Raw genomic sequence first — 18,230 nt, 5'->3', positions numbered from 1 at the left:
AGAGACAATGTCCCTGTATCCAATGTTTCAGAAGCCACGCTGTTCAGGAGGACGATCAATGCGTGATTGATACGCAGAGGAACTGAGTAAGTGAGAGGAGTTGACGAGACTCTTTTGCCGTTGGGGGGATGTCACTGATTCCCATCCTCCCGTGCAGGCTGCCTTGAAAACGGTGGTCACCAGTATCGGGGTTTCTGGAGCAGGATCGGGATGCTGCTTCTCGCAACCTGGGCCCGAGCAGGGCCGGGCGGGTGGCGGCTGTGCCGGATCTGAGAGCAGATCATAATGTGAAGTCTCATTTTGACCTGTATGCGACAGATAATCTCCACAGGTCGCTTGAGCAGAATCGAGCGACATCAGATTCACGGCGCAGACGGCAAGGGCAGTCAGCAGCAGACGAAATGCGGATGAAGATCGATTAGCCATAGACATCACGAAAAGAAACCGAAAAGGTATTGAATTGAATACATCTATCTCTCTTTATCAATATACTCAGTCAGCAGTTCAATTCCGAGCGAAAAAAATTGGTCTCGATCGGTTTTCACAGAAATCAACTGAATTTCAGTTGGGAGAGACGGGGTTCAATATGGGGCTTGACGAAAAACACGATTCCGAAGACACTTTTACGACTTTGTGCCTGAATCCCGAAGCAGTCCGTTTAATTTCCGATCGTTGGCTCCAATAGCTAAGGTGAGGCATGCTCTGGGGTTCAGTTGAATTCGATCCCGTCTGATTTTCAGGAAGAAGCAGGCAATCACAGCAGGGAAGTTTGGGGGAACGATCATATGATCGATTGGCGCATGGCACGATACCGACTGGAATATCTGATTTTCCGCACGCTGGTTTGTGTCGTCAGATCATTACCGTTGCGAGAATCGGTGAAACTGGCCAAAGGAATGGCGTTTGTGATCCATCGCTGTCTGCCCCGCAAGCTGACTCGTTATCATGTGGCTGCAGAAAACCTGCGGACCGCCTTTGGTGAAGAACTTTCTGAACAGGAAATCGACCAGACCATCTATCAGATGTGGACGCATCTGTTTCGCATGGTGGTGGAAATCATCCAGCTGCCCCGCAAACTGCATCGGGGAAATATCTTTGATGTACTGGACTTCGATTATCCGCCGGAACTGATTACCGCACTCTGTTCCGGCAGACCGGTGATTCTGTTAAGCGGCCATTACGGTAACTGGGAGGTTGCGGTTTCTGTCTTCGGGCTGTTTGGCTTTCCCATGGGAGTGGTCGCCCGGGAACTGGATAATCCCTTCCTGAACGAATGGTTCGAAAAATTCCGCCAGCATACCGGGCATCGTGCGATGGCCAAGAAAGGTGGTTACGACGATATGATTGCCACGATTGAACGCCGCGGACATCTGGCGTTGCTTGGCGATCAGGACGCAGGCAAACGAGGATTGTTCGTTGACTTCTTTGGCAAGCCTGCTTCGACCTTCAAATCGATTGCGCTGCTGGCTCTGGAATATCGAGCCTATATCTGTGTGGGCTATGCCCGTCGATTGCCCGATGATTTTGAAAACAATCAGTGGGTCAAATTCGAAATGGGTTGCGAGCAACTGATCGATTCAACGCAGTGTGTGACTGCTGATCCGGTAGGAGAAATCACCCAGCAGTTTACGACGGCCCTGGAAAAAGCAGTGCGGAAATCTCCCGAACAGTATTTCTGGGTTCACCGGCGCTGGAAAAGCGAACCGCGTGTCCGTGCGAAAAAGAAACGTCAGGCAGAAACGATTCAGGAAAAAAAGGCAGCCTGAATTGATTCAGACGCTGATCTCCACTACAAACGCAATCAGAGGTCATCTGACAGAACCGGCGACTGCCCGTTCATGATGAGACCATGAACAGCGCACCTGAAACAGACAGCCGACCTGGAGACAGTCATGGGCAAAAAAATACGGATCGCCGATCTCACCGCAGTTCCGGAAGGGCAGGCAGGTGAGTTTGTTGCGGAAGATCGGATTATAGCCCTGTATCATGTGGATGGTGCGTATTATGCAATGGATGGTGTCTGTCCGCATGCAGGCGGACCTCTGGGAGAAGGGACACTCACGGGCAACGTTGTCACGTGTCCCTGGCATGGCTGGCAGTTTGATGTCACTACGGGTAAACACTGTCTGAATGAACGCCTGTGCCACCCCACCTATTCCGTCTTTGAGGAAGAGGACGGGATTTATATCGAACTACCTGAGTCATAGCAAATCAAGAAACGAGTCAGCAGGCGGCATGAAATATAAAGCGGTGATCTTCGATTGTGATGGGGTGCTGGTCGACAGCGAAACGCTGGGGAATCGCGTCCTGGCCGAGATGATTACAGAGATCGGCTTTCCGCTTTCTCCCGAACAGGCGGTTCAGCAGTTCAAAGGGGGGAAGCTGGCCGACTGTCTGGCCGTTGTCGAAGATCAGATGGATGCGAAGTTACCGGCAGATTTTGCCAATCAGGTTCGGGCCCAGATGGCAAAAGTATTCGAAAAAGAGCTGCAGGCCATTCAGGGAGTTCGCGAAGCTCTGGAAGCGATTCCCGTTACCAAGTGTGTTGCTTCGAATGGGCCAGAAGAAAAGATGGCGCTCACTTTGAAAATCACTGATCTGTCCCGTTACTTTGAAGGCCGCATTTATTCAGCCTATACGGTAGGAGTCTGGAAACCGGAACCCGATCTGTATCTGTTTGCGGCTGACCAGATGGGAGTACATCCGAGCGAGTGTGTGGTCATTGAAGACAGCAAACTCGGAGTGCAGGCGGCAGTCGCGGCAGGGATCCCGGTACTCGGTTATGCCGATCATAGTTCACCGGTCGAACTGGAATCATTCGGAGCCAAAACGTTTCGCTCAATGTATGAACTCCCGGCTTTACTCGGGCTGCAGTCCTCACATTTCTGATGCGACGGGTAATCTACCTCCGATTCAGGCGGCAAAGATTGCTGTTTGATATTTCTCTGCGTCTCCTCAATGCGCGGATTACGCCGATCGACTGGTAATTCTTACATCGTTGATTTCAAAGTGGTGAGAATAGGGCGACCTTACAGCCGATAAAATCGAAAAAAACTGAAGTTTTCGGTCAAGATGCTAAATTGATTAAGCCGATAATTAAAGTGAGGCTGGAGTAAATTCCCGTCTCCTGTTTTGTTCAGCTCATTCAAAATGATACTGGTTTGCAGAGAATTGCCTCTGCCTGGCTGTGGATTCAGCCGGTCCGGAATTCATTGAGTTCGATATAGGAAGGATCCTTTCCATGCAACATCGGCTTCGAATTTTTACAGGTGAAGAAGAAACGCTCGAACAGAAAGACAGTCTGGTCAATGTTCGATTTGGGGAAATTGCAGATGCCCTGGCAGAAGCAGTTTACTATCGTCGTACCTGGATCTCTGATTTTTCAGAAGACGAAGTAAAGATTCCCTCTGATCTCTATGCCATCCTGGCAGCATACAGTCATCTCCGCCCGGGCGCCTGATGGCTGATAAACCGCTCTCGCAGAAGTTTCTGATTGGTGTACTCGTTGCGGCTGGTCTCTACCTGGTCGTAATTGGCGCACAACGATTTTATGAGCATTATCGGGTGAAGCAGATTGCGCTTGAGTTTGTGGACGCTCTGGAAACAGGGAATGAATCACAGATTCGCGCTCTGCTTACACCTGAAAAAGCGGATCTGGCGAAGAAGTTGAATCTGAAGTCTCAAGACGATTCGCAGCCTCTGGAATGCCGTGTTCTCGATGTCAAATTGACCGCTTCTACAGCACAGGTCCGTGTGCAGATTCAGAAAAACGGCTATGCAATCAAACCGGACATCCATCTTGTCAAAAGTCAGACCGGTGTCTGGAAGGTTTCTGAAATCACTCAGGCCAAAGTGGATCCTCTCTGGTATGACCAGGAGGATGAACTGGACCGGAAAAAACTGACAGAAGAAGGCGTGCCTCCTGCAGAAGTACAGGGACGCGTGCTTGCAAAAGAGCTGGCACGTTCGTTAAATACAACTGTGGACAATGCGGATTCGGATCAGGCTGATCCCTGAAACATATTATTCGCTTCCGCGATTTCCCGGCTCGACCAGAGACCTCACTGTTATTTCTTTCTGTGTAAAATCACGGAGATACGAAAAGTAATCTGACAATCAGCCGGTCAGCTTTTCTCTATTATGCGAGGTATTGATGTCCCCGACATCGTCAGCTGCTCAGCGTGCTGTTCAGATCTGGAAAGCCGGAGTCAAGGCCGTCAATTCCGAAACGCTGGTTTCCCAGGCCATCCAGGTTTCCGATCAGGAACTGACAATCTGCGGACACACCATTCCGCTGCAGGGACAGGAACGACTGCTGGTAACCGGCGCTGGAAAAGCGGGCAGTGGGATGGCTGCGGGGGTGGAAGCTGCACTGCGGGGTTCCGCTTTGGCTGAAAGAACATCCGGCTGGGTGAATGTTCCCGCCGACTGTGTCCGCCGACTTTCAAAGATTCACCTCTATCCCGCCCGACCTGCGAGTCTGAATGAACCGACGGCGGAAGGCGTCTACGGCGCCCGCCAGATTCTGCAGAAGATGTCGAATCTGCAACCGGATGATATCTGCATTGTGTTGATCTCCGGGGGCGGCAGTGCTTTGCTGCCAGCGCCCCTGCCGCCGGTGACACTGGAAGACAAACAGCTGGTCACGCGGCTGTTGATGTCCTCGGGAGCCACCATTCAGGAACTGAACTGTGTCCGCAAACAGATCTCCGCTGTAAAAGGAGGGCGACTGGCTCAAGCAGCCGGCTGCCGACTTCTGTTTGCCCTGATCATCTCGGATATCGTCGGCGATCCCCTCGATCTGATTGCTTCGGGACCGACTGTTGCTGATCAATCAACGACGCAGGATGCAATGCAGGTTCTGCAAAAATTTGTTTCAGATCCCGCGCAGATTCCGGCAAGCGTATGGAGCATATTAAAGTCAGAGTCGACACCCGCACAATCTCCACAGCCAGACCGACAGGCGACGGTCTTCAATCAGATTATTGGCAGTAACGCAACGGCTCTGGAGGCGGCTTCACAGCAGGCGCGGGCGCTGGGATATGAAGTGTATTCGCTGGGATCGGCAAACGAAGGAACCGCCGTCGACACCGGGGTGGAACTGGCTGAACTGTGTCTGCAGATACGGGCCGGAGCAGGTCCTGTAAATCGTCCTGCCTGTATTCTCAGTGGCGGGGAACCGGTGGTTGACCTGTCGACTTCTCCCCAGCCGGGAAAGGGGGGCCGTAATCAGGAAGTGGTACTGGCTGCCATGCAGCGCCTCTGGGATGAATCACTGTCCGGATTCTGCATTCTCTCCGGAGGCACTGATGGCGAAGATGGTCCTACGGATGCCGCCGGCGGGATTCTGGATGAGCACAGCCTGAAACGGGCCCAGGAACTGCAGCTGGATACCGCCCGGTATTTACAGGACCATAATTCCTATCCCTTTCTGGCGAAAACAGGCAGTCTCCTCAAAACAGGAGCCACACAAACCAATGTCATGGATTTGCGAGTGGTCATCGTGGACTGACAACTCTGCGTTTCTCTGCCGTCTCGTTTACAGACTGAGCATCTCAAGCTTGGCGTGAGGGATTGCTCGAATCACATGCAGTTCCGGGTGATTCTGCAGATTGAAAATCTGGGTAGTGCCATCGGGCTTCCGTATGCTGACTACCGGCGCATCGTACTGCTGACGATTCGTCCGAATCACAGTTGCCAGTTGACCCTGATTCAATTCGACGACCGATCCGACAGGGTACAGCGAGATCGACTGCAGTAATGCGCGAACCGCACCGCTGTCGAAGATGCCTCGTGAGGCACCATAGATCAACTGTTCCACTGCCTGGTAAGGATGGACTTCTGAATTCGCCGCAGCCACGGAGACCAGGGAAAGGAATTCATCTGCCACCGCAGCAATTTTTGCAAAGGGGTGAATTTGATTTTGTTTCTGGCCTCGCGGGTAACCGGATCCATCACAGCGTTCGTGAATCTGATACGCCACAATCCGGGAGATCATGGGAAATTCATTTGATTCACAAAGCAGGTTATAGGTGATGGCAGGGTGCTTTTTCAGTTCCAGGAAATCGATGGGGCTGGCTGGCAGGTGTCCCTGTATACCCCCGGAATTGATTTTGATCATACCCGTATCATGAACCAGGCAACCGATGCAGAGTTGGGATAAGTGTTCTCGCTGCAGGCCGAGTTGAGTGCCTATCGCCATCGCCAGACTGGACATCTGCAGGCCGTGCCGACAGAAATTTCCCAGAGCGACTGGCGTGATCCCTTCCAGTACAAACAGATCCATATCCTGGATCATCTTTGAGAATGAGCAGTCTGTCACATTTCGAATCTGCGAGAGGCTGATGCGCGAAGCACCCAGAACCTGGCGGTAAATATCATCTGTGACTTTGGTCAGGACCGCAAATTCTTTTCGGTATTCTTGCTGTAATTCCGGTGAATAGGCGGTCGCTGCAGGGGGAGTCACTTCATGTAGGAACGATTGAGGCTGGATCTGCCAGGGGGAATTCGTTCGTTCCGTATCAGCAGCCTGGCCGGGGGCTGAAGTGCCTCCTGACCGTTTTCTTAATTTTTGACTGCGCAGGCGTAGTGAAGAAGTGAAACCGGAAGACTGGCTTTCTCCGGGAGACAGCGTCAGGTTTGACAAATCCCGTTCATGCACCCGCACATTGCGAATGCCACGATTCTTCAAATTCTGGATGGTTGCCTGTGTGATTTTTTTGCCGCTGGCCAGCAGCAGGATATTCTTTTCGCCTTCCGCATCATAAATGGGAGACTGTAATTTGACTCCCATTCTTAAACGGTCAATATTCAGCGCGCTGTAAGGGCTGGATTTCTGTTTGATAATTCTGGCAACCATAATGTGAGACGCCGCTGTGCCCGGGGATCTGCAATTTAAATCTTGCGATGTTGTCAGAAGACACTGACAGGATTTAAGAGTGACCGGATTGCATAAACCGATACGCAAGCATAAGTAATTGCATAAACTTAGGTCAGACACACAGACCGGCCAAACCGGAATATCCGGAGACACGTTCGTCATGGAATTCAGGCAGAAGATATGACGAGTCTGTCAATTGTGCGGATTGTAGCAGAGGCAAAACAGCCTGTTGCCGACGCTCAGTTGCGTTCCTGCTGGTAGAGAGCGGTGAGAAATTCTTCAATGCTTTTGAATTTCTTGCCTTCCGCGGCAATGGTTTCGACCTTGGCCCGCGCTTCAGTTGACGAATATCCCAGGCTGAGCAGCGCTTCATAGGCTTCGCTGAACACATCGGTGCGGCCTTCCTCGGCAGGAAATTCTTTGGCAACGATCAGCGCAAATTTTGTCATTTTGCGTCTGAGTTTGGCGACGATTCGCTCGGCGACAGCCGGACCAATTCCCGGCAGCGTCGTGAGTTGTTTGATGTCTTTTTCCTCGATGGCTGTCGCGACTTCTTTCACGGGACGCACCATCGCCCGTAATGTTTTCTTGACGCCGACCCCATCGACCGAGCACACCAGTTCGAAGAACTCTCGTTCGGCGTGACTCATGAATCCGATCATGCGGGGGGTGAGTCTCCCTTTCTGTGGATTTCCCTCGATGTACTGAATGGTTTTCAGGCTCACTTCGCTGCCGATCAGGGGCTGCAGCTGACGGCGGACGAATTCCGGAATAAAGACTTCATAGTCAAACGCCCCGACGGAAATAATTGCTTCGGTTAAGTTCAACTCAATCAGTTCGCCGCGGATATTGGTAATCATGGGTGCTCAATGGAAAAGAGAAACTGGTTTCACAGACAGGTGACACGGATCGTGTGGTAATGGCATAAGGCTGCTGCAAAAGCGTCTGCCACGTCATTGGGTTCTAAAATGGCTTTCAAGCCCAGCTCTGTTTTGATGGCGTGCTGCATCTGTTCTTTGGAAGCACGGCCGCTGCCGGTGATTAATTTTTTAATCTGAGTCGGCGTATAATGTACGACAGGCACACCCGCATCATGGGCGGCGAACAGGATCGCACCCCGGGCGTGAGCCATGATGATCGAACTTTTCGGGAAACGGGGAGTTGTAAATACCTGCTCGATGACCATCACATCCGGACGGTATTCGGCAATGACTTCCCTGATCCCGGAAGCGATTTCATGAACACGCGCAGCCAGGTTTGTTTCCTGGTTCGAGCGGATGATGCCGCCTTCACACAGCACCGGGCCTTTCGCTGACTGCTGTAACAAAGCATACCCCGTCCGGTTTAACCCCGGGTCAATACTCAGAAATCGCACCGCTGTGGTCAACTCTGTTTCATCCATGGTCGAGTTCAGATTCATGAGACGCTCTACGTTATCCTACGTTATCACAGGAAAGTGGATCAGCCCCGTCGCCACAAACTGCCTTCCGGACGATCTTCTACTGTGATCTGACAGGCGGCGAGACCATCGCGAATTTTATCTGCAATGTCCCAGTTTTTGCTGCTGCGAGCATCTTTGCGAATCTCCAGAACCAGTTCCATCAACTGATTGACCAGGCCATCATCGGCGGCTGATTCTTTCACCGGCGCTTTGCGGAAGACACCCAGCAGGTTGGAGAGTTCCTTGAGCAGACTGGCGCCGCTTGTCAGTGCCTCAACCATTGCCTGGTTCTGCTTGCCTTCACCTTCCAGGTGCTGTGAATGAATCAAAGCGTTCAATGTCGACCGTAATTCAAACAGCACACCAATCGCACCACCCGTATTAAAGTCGTCGTCCATGGCTTCCAGGAATCGCTGACGCAGTTCGGATAGCTGCTGGAAATATTCGGCAGGTTCTCCCTTCAACCCGGTGGACTGTTCCCGCTTTTCCGAGGTGGGTAACTGGTAGAAACTCTCGCCTGTGATACGTTCGAAGGTTTCAAAGAAGCGGTAGAAGCCTTCAATGCCTTTTCCGGTTTCCCGGATGTTTTCGTCACTGAATGCGATCGGGCTGCGATAATGTGTGGAAAGCAGAAACAATCGCACGATTTCCGGCGGGTGAATCGCAAACAGTTCTTTGACCGATGCAGCGCCTTTGGATCCCGAAAGTTTATCGGCTTCCTGTGCCTGCTGATCCACCGCGACATCTCCATGACGATCATGCTGGCCGCCCACTTTCCCAGCCGCATCACTGGCCTGCATTAAACCGTTGTGAACCCAGTAACGCACGTAGGTTTTTCCCGTACAGCATTCTGACTGGGCGCGTTCGTTTTCATGGTGGGGAAACATCAGGTCAAGTCCACCGCCGTGAATGTCAAATGAATCGCCGAGCAGTTTGCGGCTCATGGCGGAACATTCAATGTGCCAGCCTGGTCGACCGGGTCCCCAGGGACTGTCCCAGGCGGGTTCGCCCGGGCGCGATTTCTTCCAGAGCGCGAAGTCAGCCGGATTCTTCTTTTTATCATTGGCTTCGACACGCGTGCCCGCGATCATTTCTTCGATTTTACGACCGCTGAGACAGCCATATTTACTGTCTGCTTCAGCAGAGAAGTAAACGTCACCATCCAGCGGGTAAGCGAAGCCTTTGTCGATCAGCGATTGAATGATTTCCTGCATCGGTTCGATATAGTCGGTGGCTTTGGGGAAATCGGTAATCGTATCGACGCCCATGGTCTCCAGGTTATCGAAGTAATCCTGAGTCATTTCTGCCGCCAGCTTCTCCACGGAGATGTTCAATTCAGCGGCTTTATTGATCAGTTTGTCATCGATGTCAGTGATGTTGTTGACGAATTTGACATCATAGTTGTTGTAGGTCAGATAGCGGGCGATCGTGTCGATAATGACCGGACCGACCATGTGACCGATATGCGCGTGCTTGTAAACCGTGGGGCCACACAGGTAGATGCCAACCTTGCCCGGTTTGATCGTCTGGAAATCTTCTTTTTTGCGGCTGAGTGTGTTGTAAATTCTGAGTGTCATTGTGCTGGATACCTGAATTTCTTCCTGTAATCAAATGAATGAGGAACCTGAAGTGAAGCAGGTTCAGTCTGATAATGAATTTCACTGAGTTCGCGTTAAAAGTACCACAGCATCTGCTGTCATCGCTTCCTGTCGGCCGACAGGGCCAACGCGTTCTCCTGTTTTTGCCTTGATATTGACCTGCTGTGCTTCCAGGTCCAGTAACCCGGCGACAGATTGCCTGATCTGAGGTTTGTAGCTGGCTAGTTTAGGACGTTCTGCTGAAATAGTGCAATCCAGGTTTACGATTTGCCAGCCAGCCTGCTGCACTTCTGCAAATGCGGCTTTCAACAGCTTACCGGAATCGGCGCCTTTCCAGCGGTCATCCGTGTTGGGAAACATCTCTCCAATGTCTCCCAGGCCCGCTGCTCCCAGCAGTGCATCGGTAATCGCGTGCAACAAGACATCGGCGTCACTGTGTCCGACCAGACCTGACTCAAACTCAATCGAGACCCCTCCCAGTATCAGCGGGTAACCTGCTTCCAGCCGATGGCAGTCCTGGCCTGCACCAATTCGTAATTCGGGAATTTTCCGGGGTTCGGGGGCAGATGTCATGGGTTCGAATCAATAACCGTTGTCGAAATCGCTCAGAAAACGACAGTTTCTATTCTAATGTATACAGGATTCGGTCGGGTTCAGCTGAAGCAGGCAGATCATAGCTGGAGCAGTCAAACAAGGCAATATGAGCCGGAGTCCCAAGTCGTTCTCTGAACGAGAGTAGCGTAATTCTTGAGCAAACAGTGCCGTTTCAGCAGAATCTGGTGAATCCGAAATTTCAAATTGACATCAAATTCGATTCCCGTTAGACTCCCGGCCCCTTCGATTTAAGCGGCGATCTCCTGCCGCGCACCAATCTCTCAAACTGATACCTCTCTCAACCTGAACCATTCATGAAGTTATCCCCTCTCAGATCCTGTTTACTGGTTCTGACGCTGGTTTTACTGGTCGTCAAAATCTCCGGCTGCGCGCTGATGGAAGAAAGTGCCGTGTTCGGTTTGAAGAAATATGCAGAGAAACAGACGGTCAACAAGCTGCCTGCGATTCCTGTATCACTGGATGCCATGCAGGTTGAAATTGTATTCATCGAACGACCGGTCACAGACCCTCTGCTCGGGTCGACGCTCTGGGATGAGGTCGATGAAATCGGAGCCATCGAACTGATGGACCAGGAAAACCTGAATCAGAATGGTCTGCGTGTCGGCCATGTCAGTTCAGTTCCCCCCCGAGCGTTGCAGACCCTGCTAGGTTTGAAATCTCACCTGGGTGGACTTTCCCGGGAAGATGAATCACTGCTGCTTTCCGGCAGAAGACTGATGTTAAGATCGGGTGTTCCCACAGATATCAAGACAAGCGATTCCTACCCGAAATGTAAACTCGAACTGCTCACAGGAGATGATACTGAGCCTGTGGAATTGAAAGAGTTTGAAGAAGCTCAATGTGTGATGCGAGTCAAAGCACATAAAGTTCAGGATGGCTGGGCAAAACTCGAGTTTACTCCTGAAGTCCATTATGGCACCCAGCAGATGCGACACACTCCAACGAATATTGGCTGGCAGCTGGAAAGTCGCCGGAATACCAGTCCGCTCTATAACCAGAAGTTTGAAGTCACTCTGAACGTTGGCGAAATGGCAATCATTACAGCCACCGAGGGCGTCAAACCAGATTCAGCAGGTCACCTGTTTTTCCGCGGAGAAGGCTCCAAATCGGACATTCAGAAAATCCTGGTCGTGCGACTCTCTAACATGTCCAAGATGGATGTAGTTCGCAGCGAATAATGCATTGCTCATAACAAAACTGAGCTGTAAAAAAGCGAGCTGCTTCGCGGGGAAACAGCTCGCTTGAAATCAGTTATTCCGCTGAAATGCCGACGCGAATCAGACTTTGCCGAAAATGGTTTTTCCGCTGGAGAACAGGTCGTCACAGGCTTCACCCATCCGTTTGACAACTCCCATTTCACCGGCTTTCAGATAGCTGCGTGGGTCGTAGACTTTTTTGACCCCGACTTCGCCATCGATCTTTAATACGCCGTCGTAGTTCTTCATCATGTGATCCACAACAGGACGGGTGAAGGCGTATTGAGTATCGGTATCGATATTCATCTTCACAACACCGTATTCCAGAGTTTCCCGCAGTTGATCTTCAGGCGTTCCTGAACCGCCATGGAATACGAGGTCGAAGGCAGCTTCCTTACCGTATTTGGCAATGACAGCTTCCTGACCCTGTTTCAGAATTTCCGGACGCAGTTTGACGGCACCCGGTTTATAGCTGCCATGTACGTTACCGAATGTCGCAGCGAACATATAACGACCCAGACCGTTGAGGGCCTCATAAACCGCGACCATATCGTCTGGAGAAGTATACAGCTTGTCGGCTGGCTGATCGGAGTTATCCACACCATCTTCTTCACCGCCAACCACACCGGCTTCCACTTCCAGAATGATCTCATTGGCAGCACACAGCTTGAGCAGATCAGCTGACAATTCCAGGTTTTCCTTGAGCGGCAACTCTGACGCATCCAGCATGTGTGACTGGAACAGGTTCGGCAGGCCCGCTTCACGTCGACGGGCGGTTTCTGCAATCAGTGGCTTCAGGAAGGAATCGACCTTGCCCGGCTGACAGTGGTCCGTATGTAAAGCGATCAGCACATCATAGCGTTCTGCCAGTCGATGAGTGGCTTCTGCGAGAATGATCGCGCCCAGAACGGCATCTTTCTGATCCAGACCGGAAGCAAATTCACCACCGCCGGTTGAAACCTGAATGATTCCGTCTGACTTCTTATCGGCAAATGCTTTCAGGGCTCCGTTGATCGTGGTCAGCGAGGTGACATTCATCGCGGGATAGGCATAGTTACCTTCTTGAGCGGCATCCAGCATCGCTGCGTATTGAGCTGGGGTTGCAATCGGCATTGGTTTTTCCTGTTCAGTTTAAATGTTAATTCTGACTATGTTTAAATCTATCTGACAAACGCTGTCTGATCTGTTCCTGCTTCGCTGCCGGATGAAAATCCAGGTCGATGTCCCTCACGGACCGGCATCAGCAGAGAACCGGAAAAGAGGATCGAGAGAGGGGGCACAGAGATTCCGCTGCTTCAATCTTTCGTTAAGACAGTCATCATCCCTCTTGAAACGTAAGTACCGTTCATCAAGACCGATGTGATCAATCTATAAATTGAATGCGGCCCGAAATCTGTTGCACAGAGTCGAGAACGCACCACTCTTAACCATAGCGTCCCTCAATTTATTCAACTCGGTCTAAATGACCCTGGAAACGTGACAGTAAACCTGGCACAGTAAATCGAGCCAGTTTTCAGTCTGTTTCTATACTGTTTATTATCAAGTTCTGCCTGGTCATTCAAGTGTCGCAGGAATCTGTGTCGCGAAGCTTGACAGGGGAATTCGCTCGACCAGCATAAAATACCTGTTTTGAACCGGAAATTGCAATATTCCCCAGTGAGCGGGAGACGCATTTACAGGACATCGTTCTACAAGGTTGACTGCGACGGGAAGCTCATTATTCGGGAACCTTGTTCAGTAATTCAACGCCTGAGGAACCCAAAGACTTTAAGGGCAGCGCTTCCAGCCCCTCGGTCTGCTGATATTGCTGCGGTTCGGGCGTATAGGCCATCACCCGCAGGTCATCAAATAAAATGGCTCCCAGTCCGTTCAGAGACATGGTCAGATGGAAGTTTTCGCTTTGGGAGACTTCTCTCAGCAGATCAATTCTCTGCCAGTCGCTCTGCGCATTCCAATGTAAGGCACCACCTGGCCCCATGATGCTGTCCTGAAAAGTGGCGCCCAGCGGATTGCCGGTAATGGCTGTCGAAACCTTGACCCAGCCGGTGACATGCACAATCTGCCCGCTGCGCACTGCCAGAGGAGGAGTGGTGACCCGTACCAGAGGCCCTTCGATGTTCTGAGGAATATCATTGCGACTCAAGGGTGCGGCCAGTAATCGCAGGCTGAATTCGCCGGATCGTCTGTCGCGGGGATACAGTTCAGCAATCGCCTGAGTTCCCTCTATCGGATTTTGGACGTGTTTCCAGTCTTCGACGACCATCGTGTCGATGTCTTCAAAATCTCCTGATCGCAGCAAATTCGGATTAATGTGCTTTGCGCTGCGGCCAATCTGTTCAATCATTCTCCAGTGGTCGGGCAGGGTACTGTAGGAAATGGTATAAGGGCTCGTCATCGAAGAGGAGAGGGTGCGGGTTGCTTCGCGCCATTGAATGCGCTGCAGAATTCTCAGTAACTGCCGACAGTCACGAGCCGCGGTATGGGCCTCATGAAAATCCTGGGAGGTCAGGGAGACTTCCGCCTGGCTCAACCGTTCGCGGGCCCGTTCCAGTATCGCTGGCCCATCCATGCGCGCGACCTTGCTCACGCCCATTTCCAGCAGCTCGGCATTTGTTTTTTCACAGCGTTCCAGTTTGGCTCGACTCAGTTTCAGACTGGTTTCTGCTGCCTGGGGACTGATCTCCCTGATTTTATTTCGCAGTTTCTCGATCAGACCCTGATCCGATGTCATGATGATGATCGATGTCATATCAAATTTGGGAAGTGAGATTTCCACACCCCCGTTCACCCGTTTTCGATCCAGGTTTTTGATTCTGGTGCTACTCAGTTCCCAGACGGAAGCAGAGACATTCCCACCAGGGATCACGATTTTCGCCTCATTTCCTGCCATCTGATCGGGCACAAACTGCGCCCCATCGCGATACCATACCGGCAGAATCAAGGTGCCATACTCGGAATGGATAATGGAAGCCTGCATTTCCGTTGCCGCTTCTTTTTTCTGTTGCAACAGCATCTCTCGCTCTGCCAGCTGTTCGTCACGCATCAGCCTTTTCGAACCGGAGGTCTTGAAATCCGCACCCAGTTGAGTGATCAGGGGAGCCTGTTTTTGTATCAGCGTGAAGGGAACATGAGAAATCACAGATCCGGTCGCCAGCCAGGGTTCGATCAGGTCGATTTCCCGGTTTAACTGTTCGATCACCAGTTTGCGCTCCAGTGCTCCCGGCGCACTCGTATCGTCCAGTCGATCAGTCGTCCAGTAACCGACGGCCCGGCAACCCGCTGACAGGGTGGCATACACCTGCAGACGGATCTGTTCAGGCTCAATCACAATCGGGGTTTTATGAAAAGAATCACGCCAGCGTGCATTGGCAAACGTCGGTTCCGTCTGGATCCACGTCCACAGAAAACGTCCCGGGGCAAGCCGTGTTTTTTCAATCAGCGTATTACGATATTCCAGCAGGTTGATATCGCTGTTGAGGATCCGGGGGCTCGAGCCAATCATCGAAACTTCCCGGGCTATCTGACGTTCTTTCCCGAGAACATCCGCCATAATGGGCCGCTTGAACTGCTGGTCGGCACTTTGAATCTGACCCACGCGACTGCGGATCTGGTTCCATTCGCTGCCGGGAATCTGGGTTCCCAGATACCAGAAAACGATTGGCGCTGTCTGCTCATCGAACGGGATTAATGTAGCATCGCGAGAGGGAAGAAATGAACCATCCTGTGCCTGTGGTCGAGGCGGAGTCGCCATCGCCCATAATCCCTGGCTGCGAAGTTCCGTCAGAAACCGGTAATCATCAAACTGGGGCGCCTCGATTACATTCATACCCGCCTGTTTGAGTGCTTCCAGACTCTCACCATGATACAGCGACATACGGGGAAACAGGGGTCTTCCCTGCAGTTGAATCCGGTCCAGCAGAAATTCGACGATCGGCTGGGAATTCTGCTTGCTCATGGCGACAGCGGTCTGAATGACCGAATCGTTGGGACGGACAATCGGGGTCAGTTTCAGATCATCCAGCAGGAATTCCACCTGGTCGGAAGAAGAACGTGTGACAATCAGAACCCGTTCCACGTACATCTCACGTGTGTCCAGCTGACGCAGTTTGGTGCGTCCCCGCAGCAGTCCCAGTGACTGATTCACCAGGGCTTCGGTGGTGGTACACTTCATCTGCTGCCATTTGCCTTCCTCTGTATAAGTGTCTCCAATTAAATAAATGCGGGCGACTGCTCCGGTTTCCGGGTCGATCTGGTGGGGCAGGACCGCTTCCAGTCCTACACGCGTTCCCCGTCGATTGGATTTCAGCCAGAGGGAAAGGGTCAGCTCATTGATGATGCGACTGGAAGGGAGCGGGTGCGAGAGTTCAATCAGCGAACCCAGATTACCCGTCGTAACCTGCAGGTGCTCACAGGCAGCGCCGGCATGCATCACCGACGTGTTGCGGACATGCCACTTTTTTCGAGCCTGGTTCGGATCAATGCGAACCTGCCAGCTGACCTGGGACGTATCATCGAAAGACTCGTGGAATGTTTCCGCGCGCAGAGCAGCTTTGCTGAACAGCCCGGTAATGAGAAAGACCAGCAGGCAGAGGTGACTCTGAAACAGCTTATTCAATATACGTGGCATCGATGCCTGAACTCGAACCCATCCCTGGGATAAAAAGATCGTGATTCTGCGGTTTCTATACTGATTTACACTTTGGGGTGTGTCAGCGGTATGAATTTCAATTCGGTCAGTCTCTGGAAAAGATTCCCCATTTTCCATAAACCAATCACCGTTCAGCATTCTTTACGAAATGTTGTCCGCTGTCCGGTTTTCGTTGCAGTCAGGCAACAGCGGCGTTGCCATAATACAACCTGCCATAACATTGGCAAAAATGACTACATTCCTCGGGGATTTTAGAAGAAATTGCAATCTAAGCCAATACGAAGCCTCCCCTTTTTGTGAATCTGTATCGAGCGAGTGTCTTTCTGTATGTTGGTCTAACTGGTTGTTGAATAGACACTTAATGCGAAACCTCACTTAAATATTCATATTCGGCATGAAATCTGTTCTATTTGTTTTCAGTTCATCCCCTGATGAAATGGATTATTGTGAAAGTACTGGCACCAGCTGAGAATTGAAACTTATGAATATCCGACTCACCGACGAAACAGATAGTGCAAGTCTGCCCCGCGAAGTTATCGACCTGGGCAAAAAAATAGCCGAATTACCAAGGGAACAGCAGGAATTGCTGGAAGTATCCTATTCACGCGTCGTGGAATCGGTGAAACGCCGCAGACGAATTCTGGGACTGATCCAGGAAGCGCTGGCTCAACTCCGCCTGGATGTGAAATACCTTATGTTCGATCTGGATATCACCAAAAAAGAACGTGATGAACTCAAGGCCCGCCTCGAAGAAACTTAATCCTCGAGAGCCGCACCGGGGGATTCTGTCACTTCCTCGACCGACTTGAGTGACCAGTACTGGGCCAGAACTGTCCCGGTCAGCATGCAGCCAAACATATACAGCGCGGGCGGTAATGCGATCATCTCCTGCCCCGGAAATAGCTGGCCTGCCAGAATCGCTCCCAGACCGGCATTCTGCATTCCCACTTCCAGGGTCAATGCCCGCCGCATCGACTCACTCAATTGTAATGCTGCACCTGCCAGGTATCCGCATAGATACCCCAGCAGATTAATCACCAGCAGCGCCACCGCCAGCGATAAAAAGACTTTCTTCAGCTGTTCTTCCTGCAGACTGATCACCGTCGCAATGATCCACAGAATCGAAAAATTGGCGAACGCAGGGCCGAAAACCTGCATCAGACGACTGAATCCATAATGATACAAAGCCAGCAGGTGACCGCCAATCACCGGTAATACCACCTGGGTCAGTAACTGAAAGAATGAGTTTTTCGCCAGTTCTGCTGCATTGATATCAGTTCCGCTGACAGCCAGATAAAGCACGATCGGCACAAACAGTGGCGAGAGCAGGGTGGCCGATGCCGTCAGGCAGACCGAATAACTCACATTGCCTCGCGCCGCCAGCGTCAGCACATTCGAAGCCATCGCCCCCGGCACACAGCCCACCAGGATAATGCCGATCCGTAATTCCGGTTGATCGATAAAAAACAGGCTCATCAGATACGCCAGGCTCGGCATCACCGTGTATTGCACAAATGTGCCGCCCAGCACCTGGTGCCAGCGTCGAAACACCGCCCGCACTTCCTCAGGCGGGAGCAACGAGCCAATCACGAACATTGTCGCGGTAAATAAATACGAGAGATACGGTTTCGAGGCATGAAATGGATGAAACGCGTCAGGCAGAACCTTGTCCCACAGGATCGCCGCTCCCGAAAGCACGATCAGCCAGACTAACAGATAACGTTGCAGCATAAGAGCAGTTCCGGGGATTAAATGACGTCGAGGGGCCTGGGATTGTAATAATCTGAGAGGTTCTCAGCCGCAATCATTTGTTGACTGTAATGAATCGGTTATGATTCCTGACTGTAATCAA

At 51.6% G+C, this 18,230-nt stretch carries 17 protein-coding genes; 8 read left to right on the top strand and 9 right to left on the bottom strand.

Translation table 11 applies throughout. The features are described 5' to 3' along the window. Window positions 1-27: 27 nt before the first annotated feature. On the bottom strand, window positions 28-426 hold the full coding sequence (locus AACZ40_RS05180) for a hypothetical protein (protein WP_291166182.1): 399 nt from the start codon (window positions 424-426) through the stop codon (window positions 28-30). A 359-nt stretch (window positions 427-785) separates the two neighbouring features. Between AACZ40_RS05180 and AACZ40_RS05175 the strand changes: the two genes are divergently transcribed. From AACZ40_RS05175 to AACZ40_RS05150, 6 genes are all read left to right on the top strand, one after another. Beyond that, window positions 786-1,766 (top strand): lysophospholipid acyltransferase family protein, encoded by a 981-nt coding sequence (locus AACZ40_RS05175; RefSeq protein ID WP_291166180.1) that lies wholly within the window; start codon window positions 786-788, stop codon window positions 1,764-1,766. 126 nt (window positions 1,767-1,892) lie between these two features. After that, window positions 1,893-2,207, top strand: a complete 315-nt coding sequence (locus AACZ40_RS05170; protein WP_291166177.1) for a Rieske 2Fe-2S domain-containing protein — start codon at window positions 1,893-1,895, stop codon at window positions 2,205-2,207. Between the two features lie 28 nt (window positions 2,208-2,235). Then, window positions 2,236-2,889 carry an HAD family hydrolase gene (locus AACZ40_RS05165; RefSeq protein ID WP_291166174.1) on the top strand — a complete coding sequence of 218 codons (654 nt, stop codon included), beginning with the start codon at window positions 2,236-2,238 and terminating at the stop codon, window positions 2,887-2,889. Between the two features lie 352 nt (window positions 2,890-3,241). Next, window positions 3,242-3,460, top strand: coding sequence for a hypothetical protein (locus tag AACZ40_RS05160; RefSeq protein WP_145227090.1), 219 nt, complete (start codon window positions 3,242-3,244; stop codon window positions 3,458-3,460). Further along, a complete protein-coding gene (locus tag AACZ40_RS05155; RefSeq protein WP_291166168.1) occupies window positions 3,460-4,017 on the top strand; it encodes a hypothetical protein in 558 nt (185 codons plus the stop codon). Before AACZ40_RS05160 ends, AACZ40_RS05155 begins: the two co-directional genes overlap by 1 nt. A gap of 136 nt (window positions 4,018-4,153) precedes the next feature. Then, window positions 4,154-5,512: a DUF4147 domain-containing protein gene (locus AACZ40_RS05150; protein ID WP_291166166.1), complete on the top strand. Its 1,359-nt coding sequence runs from the start codon at window positions 4,154-4,156 to the stop codon at window positions 5,510-5,512. Window positions 5,513-5,539: 27 nt separating this feature from the next. Here the strand turns inward: AACZ40_RS05150 and AACZ40_RS05145 are convergent, their stop codons facing one another. From AACZ40_RS05145 to ispF, 5 genes are all read right to left on the bottom strand, one after another. Then, a complete protein-coding gene (locus AACZ40_RS05145) occupies window positions 5,540-6,859 on the bottom strand; it encodes an HD domain-containing phosphohydrolase (RefSeq protein WP_291166165.1) in 1,320 nt (439 codons plus the stop codon). A gap of 260 nt (window positions 6,860-7,119) precedes the next feature. Then, on the bottom strand, window positions 7,120-7,740 hold the full coding sequence (gene ruvA / locus AACZ40_RS05140; protein WP_291166163.1) for a Holliday junction branch migration protein RuvA: 621 nt from the start codon (window positions 7,738-7,740) through the stop codon (window positions 7,120-7,122). Window positions 7,741-7,769: 29 nt separating this feature from the next. Further along, window positions 7,770-8,300 carry a crossover junction endodeoxyribonuclease RuvC gene (gene ruvC / locus AACZ40_RS05135; RefSeq protein WP_339673503.1) on the bottom strand — a complete coding sequence of 177 codons (531 nt, stop codon included), beginning with the start codon at window positions 8,298-8,300 and terminating at the stop codon, window positions 7,770-7,772. A 41-nt stretch (window positions 8,301-8,341) separates the two neighbouring features. Beyond that, window positions 8,342-9,898: a cysteine--tRNA ligase gene (gene cysS, locus AACZ40_RS05130; protein WP_291166159.1), complete on the bottom strand. Its 1,557-nt coding sequence runs from the start codon at window positions 9,896-9,898 to the stop codon at window positions 8,342-8,344. Window positions 9,899-9,979: 81 nt separating this feature from the next. Further along, complete coding sequence (gene ispF, locus AACZ40_RS05125; protein WP_291166157.1) at window positions 9,980-10,492, bottom strand: 2-C-methyl-D-erythritol 2,4-cyclodiphosphate synthase; 513 nt, start codon at window positions 10,490-10,492, stop codon at window positions 9,980-9,982. Window positions 10,493-10,827: 335 nt separating this feature from the next. Between ispF and AACZ40_RS05120 the strand changes: the two genes are divergently transcribed. Continuing rightward, window positions 10,828-11,712, top strand: coding sequence for a hypothetical protein (locus AACZ40_RS05120; protein WP_291166155.1), 885 nt, complete (start codon window positions 10,828-10,830; stop codon window positions 11,710-11,712). 99 nt (window positions 11,713-11,811) lie between these two features. On the opposite strand, the gene fbaA is transcribed toward AACZ40_RS05120, so the two are convergent. Continuing rightward, complete coding sequence (gene fbaA, locus AACZ40_RS05115) at window positions 11,812-12,843, bottom strand: class II fructose-bisphosphate aldolase (RefSeq protein ID WP_291166153.1); 1,032 nt, start codon at window positions 12,841-12,843, stop codon at window positions 11,812-11,814. Between the two features lie 604 nt (window positions 12,844-13,447). Next, complete coding sequence (locus AACZ40_RS05110; protein WP_339673500.1) at window positions 13,448-16,357, bottom strand: hypothetical protein; 2,910 nt, start codon at window positions 16,355-16,357, stop codon at window positions 13,448-13,450. Window positions 16,358-16,859: 502 nt separating this feature from the next. Between AACZ40_RS05110 and AACZ40_RS05105 the strand changes: the two genes are divergently transcribed. Continuing rightward, window positions 16,860-17,138 (top strand): transcriptional regulator, encoded by a 279-nt coding sequence (locus AACZ40_RS05105; RefSeq protein WP_291166149.1) that lies wholly within the window; start codon window positions 16,860-16,862, stop codon window positions 17,136-17,138. On the opposite strand, the gene AACZ40_RS05100 is transcribed toward AACZ40_RS05105, so the two are convergent. Beyond that, entirely contained in the window at window positions 17,135-18,109 is a 975-nt protein-coding gene (locus AACZ40_RS05100) for a bile acid:sodium symporter family protein (RefSeq protein ID WP_291166147.1), read from the bottom strand. The two genes, AACZ40_RS05105 and AACZ40_RS05100, sit on opposite strands and share 4 nt — an antisense overlap. Window positions 18,110-18,230: the final 121 nt, after the last annotated feature.

Origin of the sequence: uncultured Gimesia sp. (genome assembly GCF_963972345.1) — a bacterium.
In the GTDB taxonomy this organism is placed as follows: Bacteria; Planctomycetota; Planctomycetia; order Planctomycetales; family Planctomycetaceae; genus Gimesia.
Note: the sequence above shows the minus strand (reverse complement) of the source record. Positions and strands in the feature narration are given on the sequence as shown.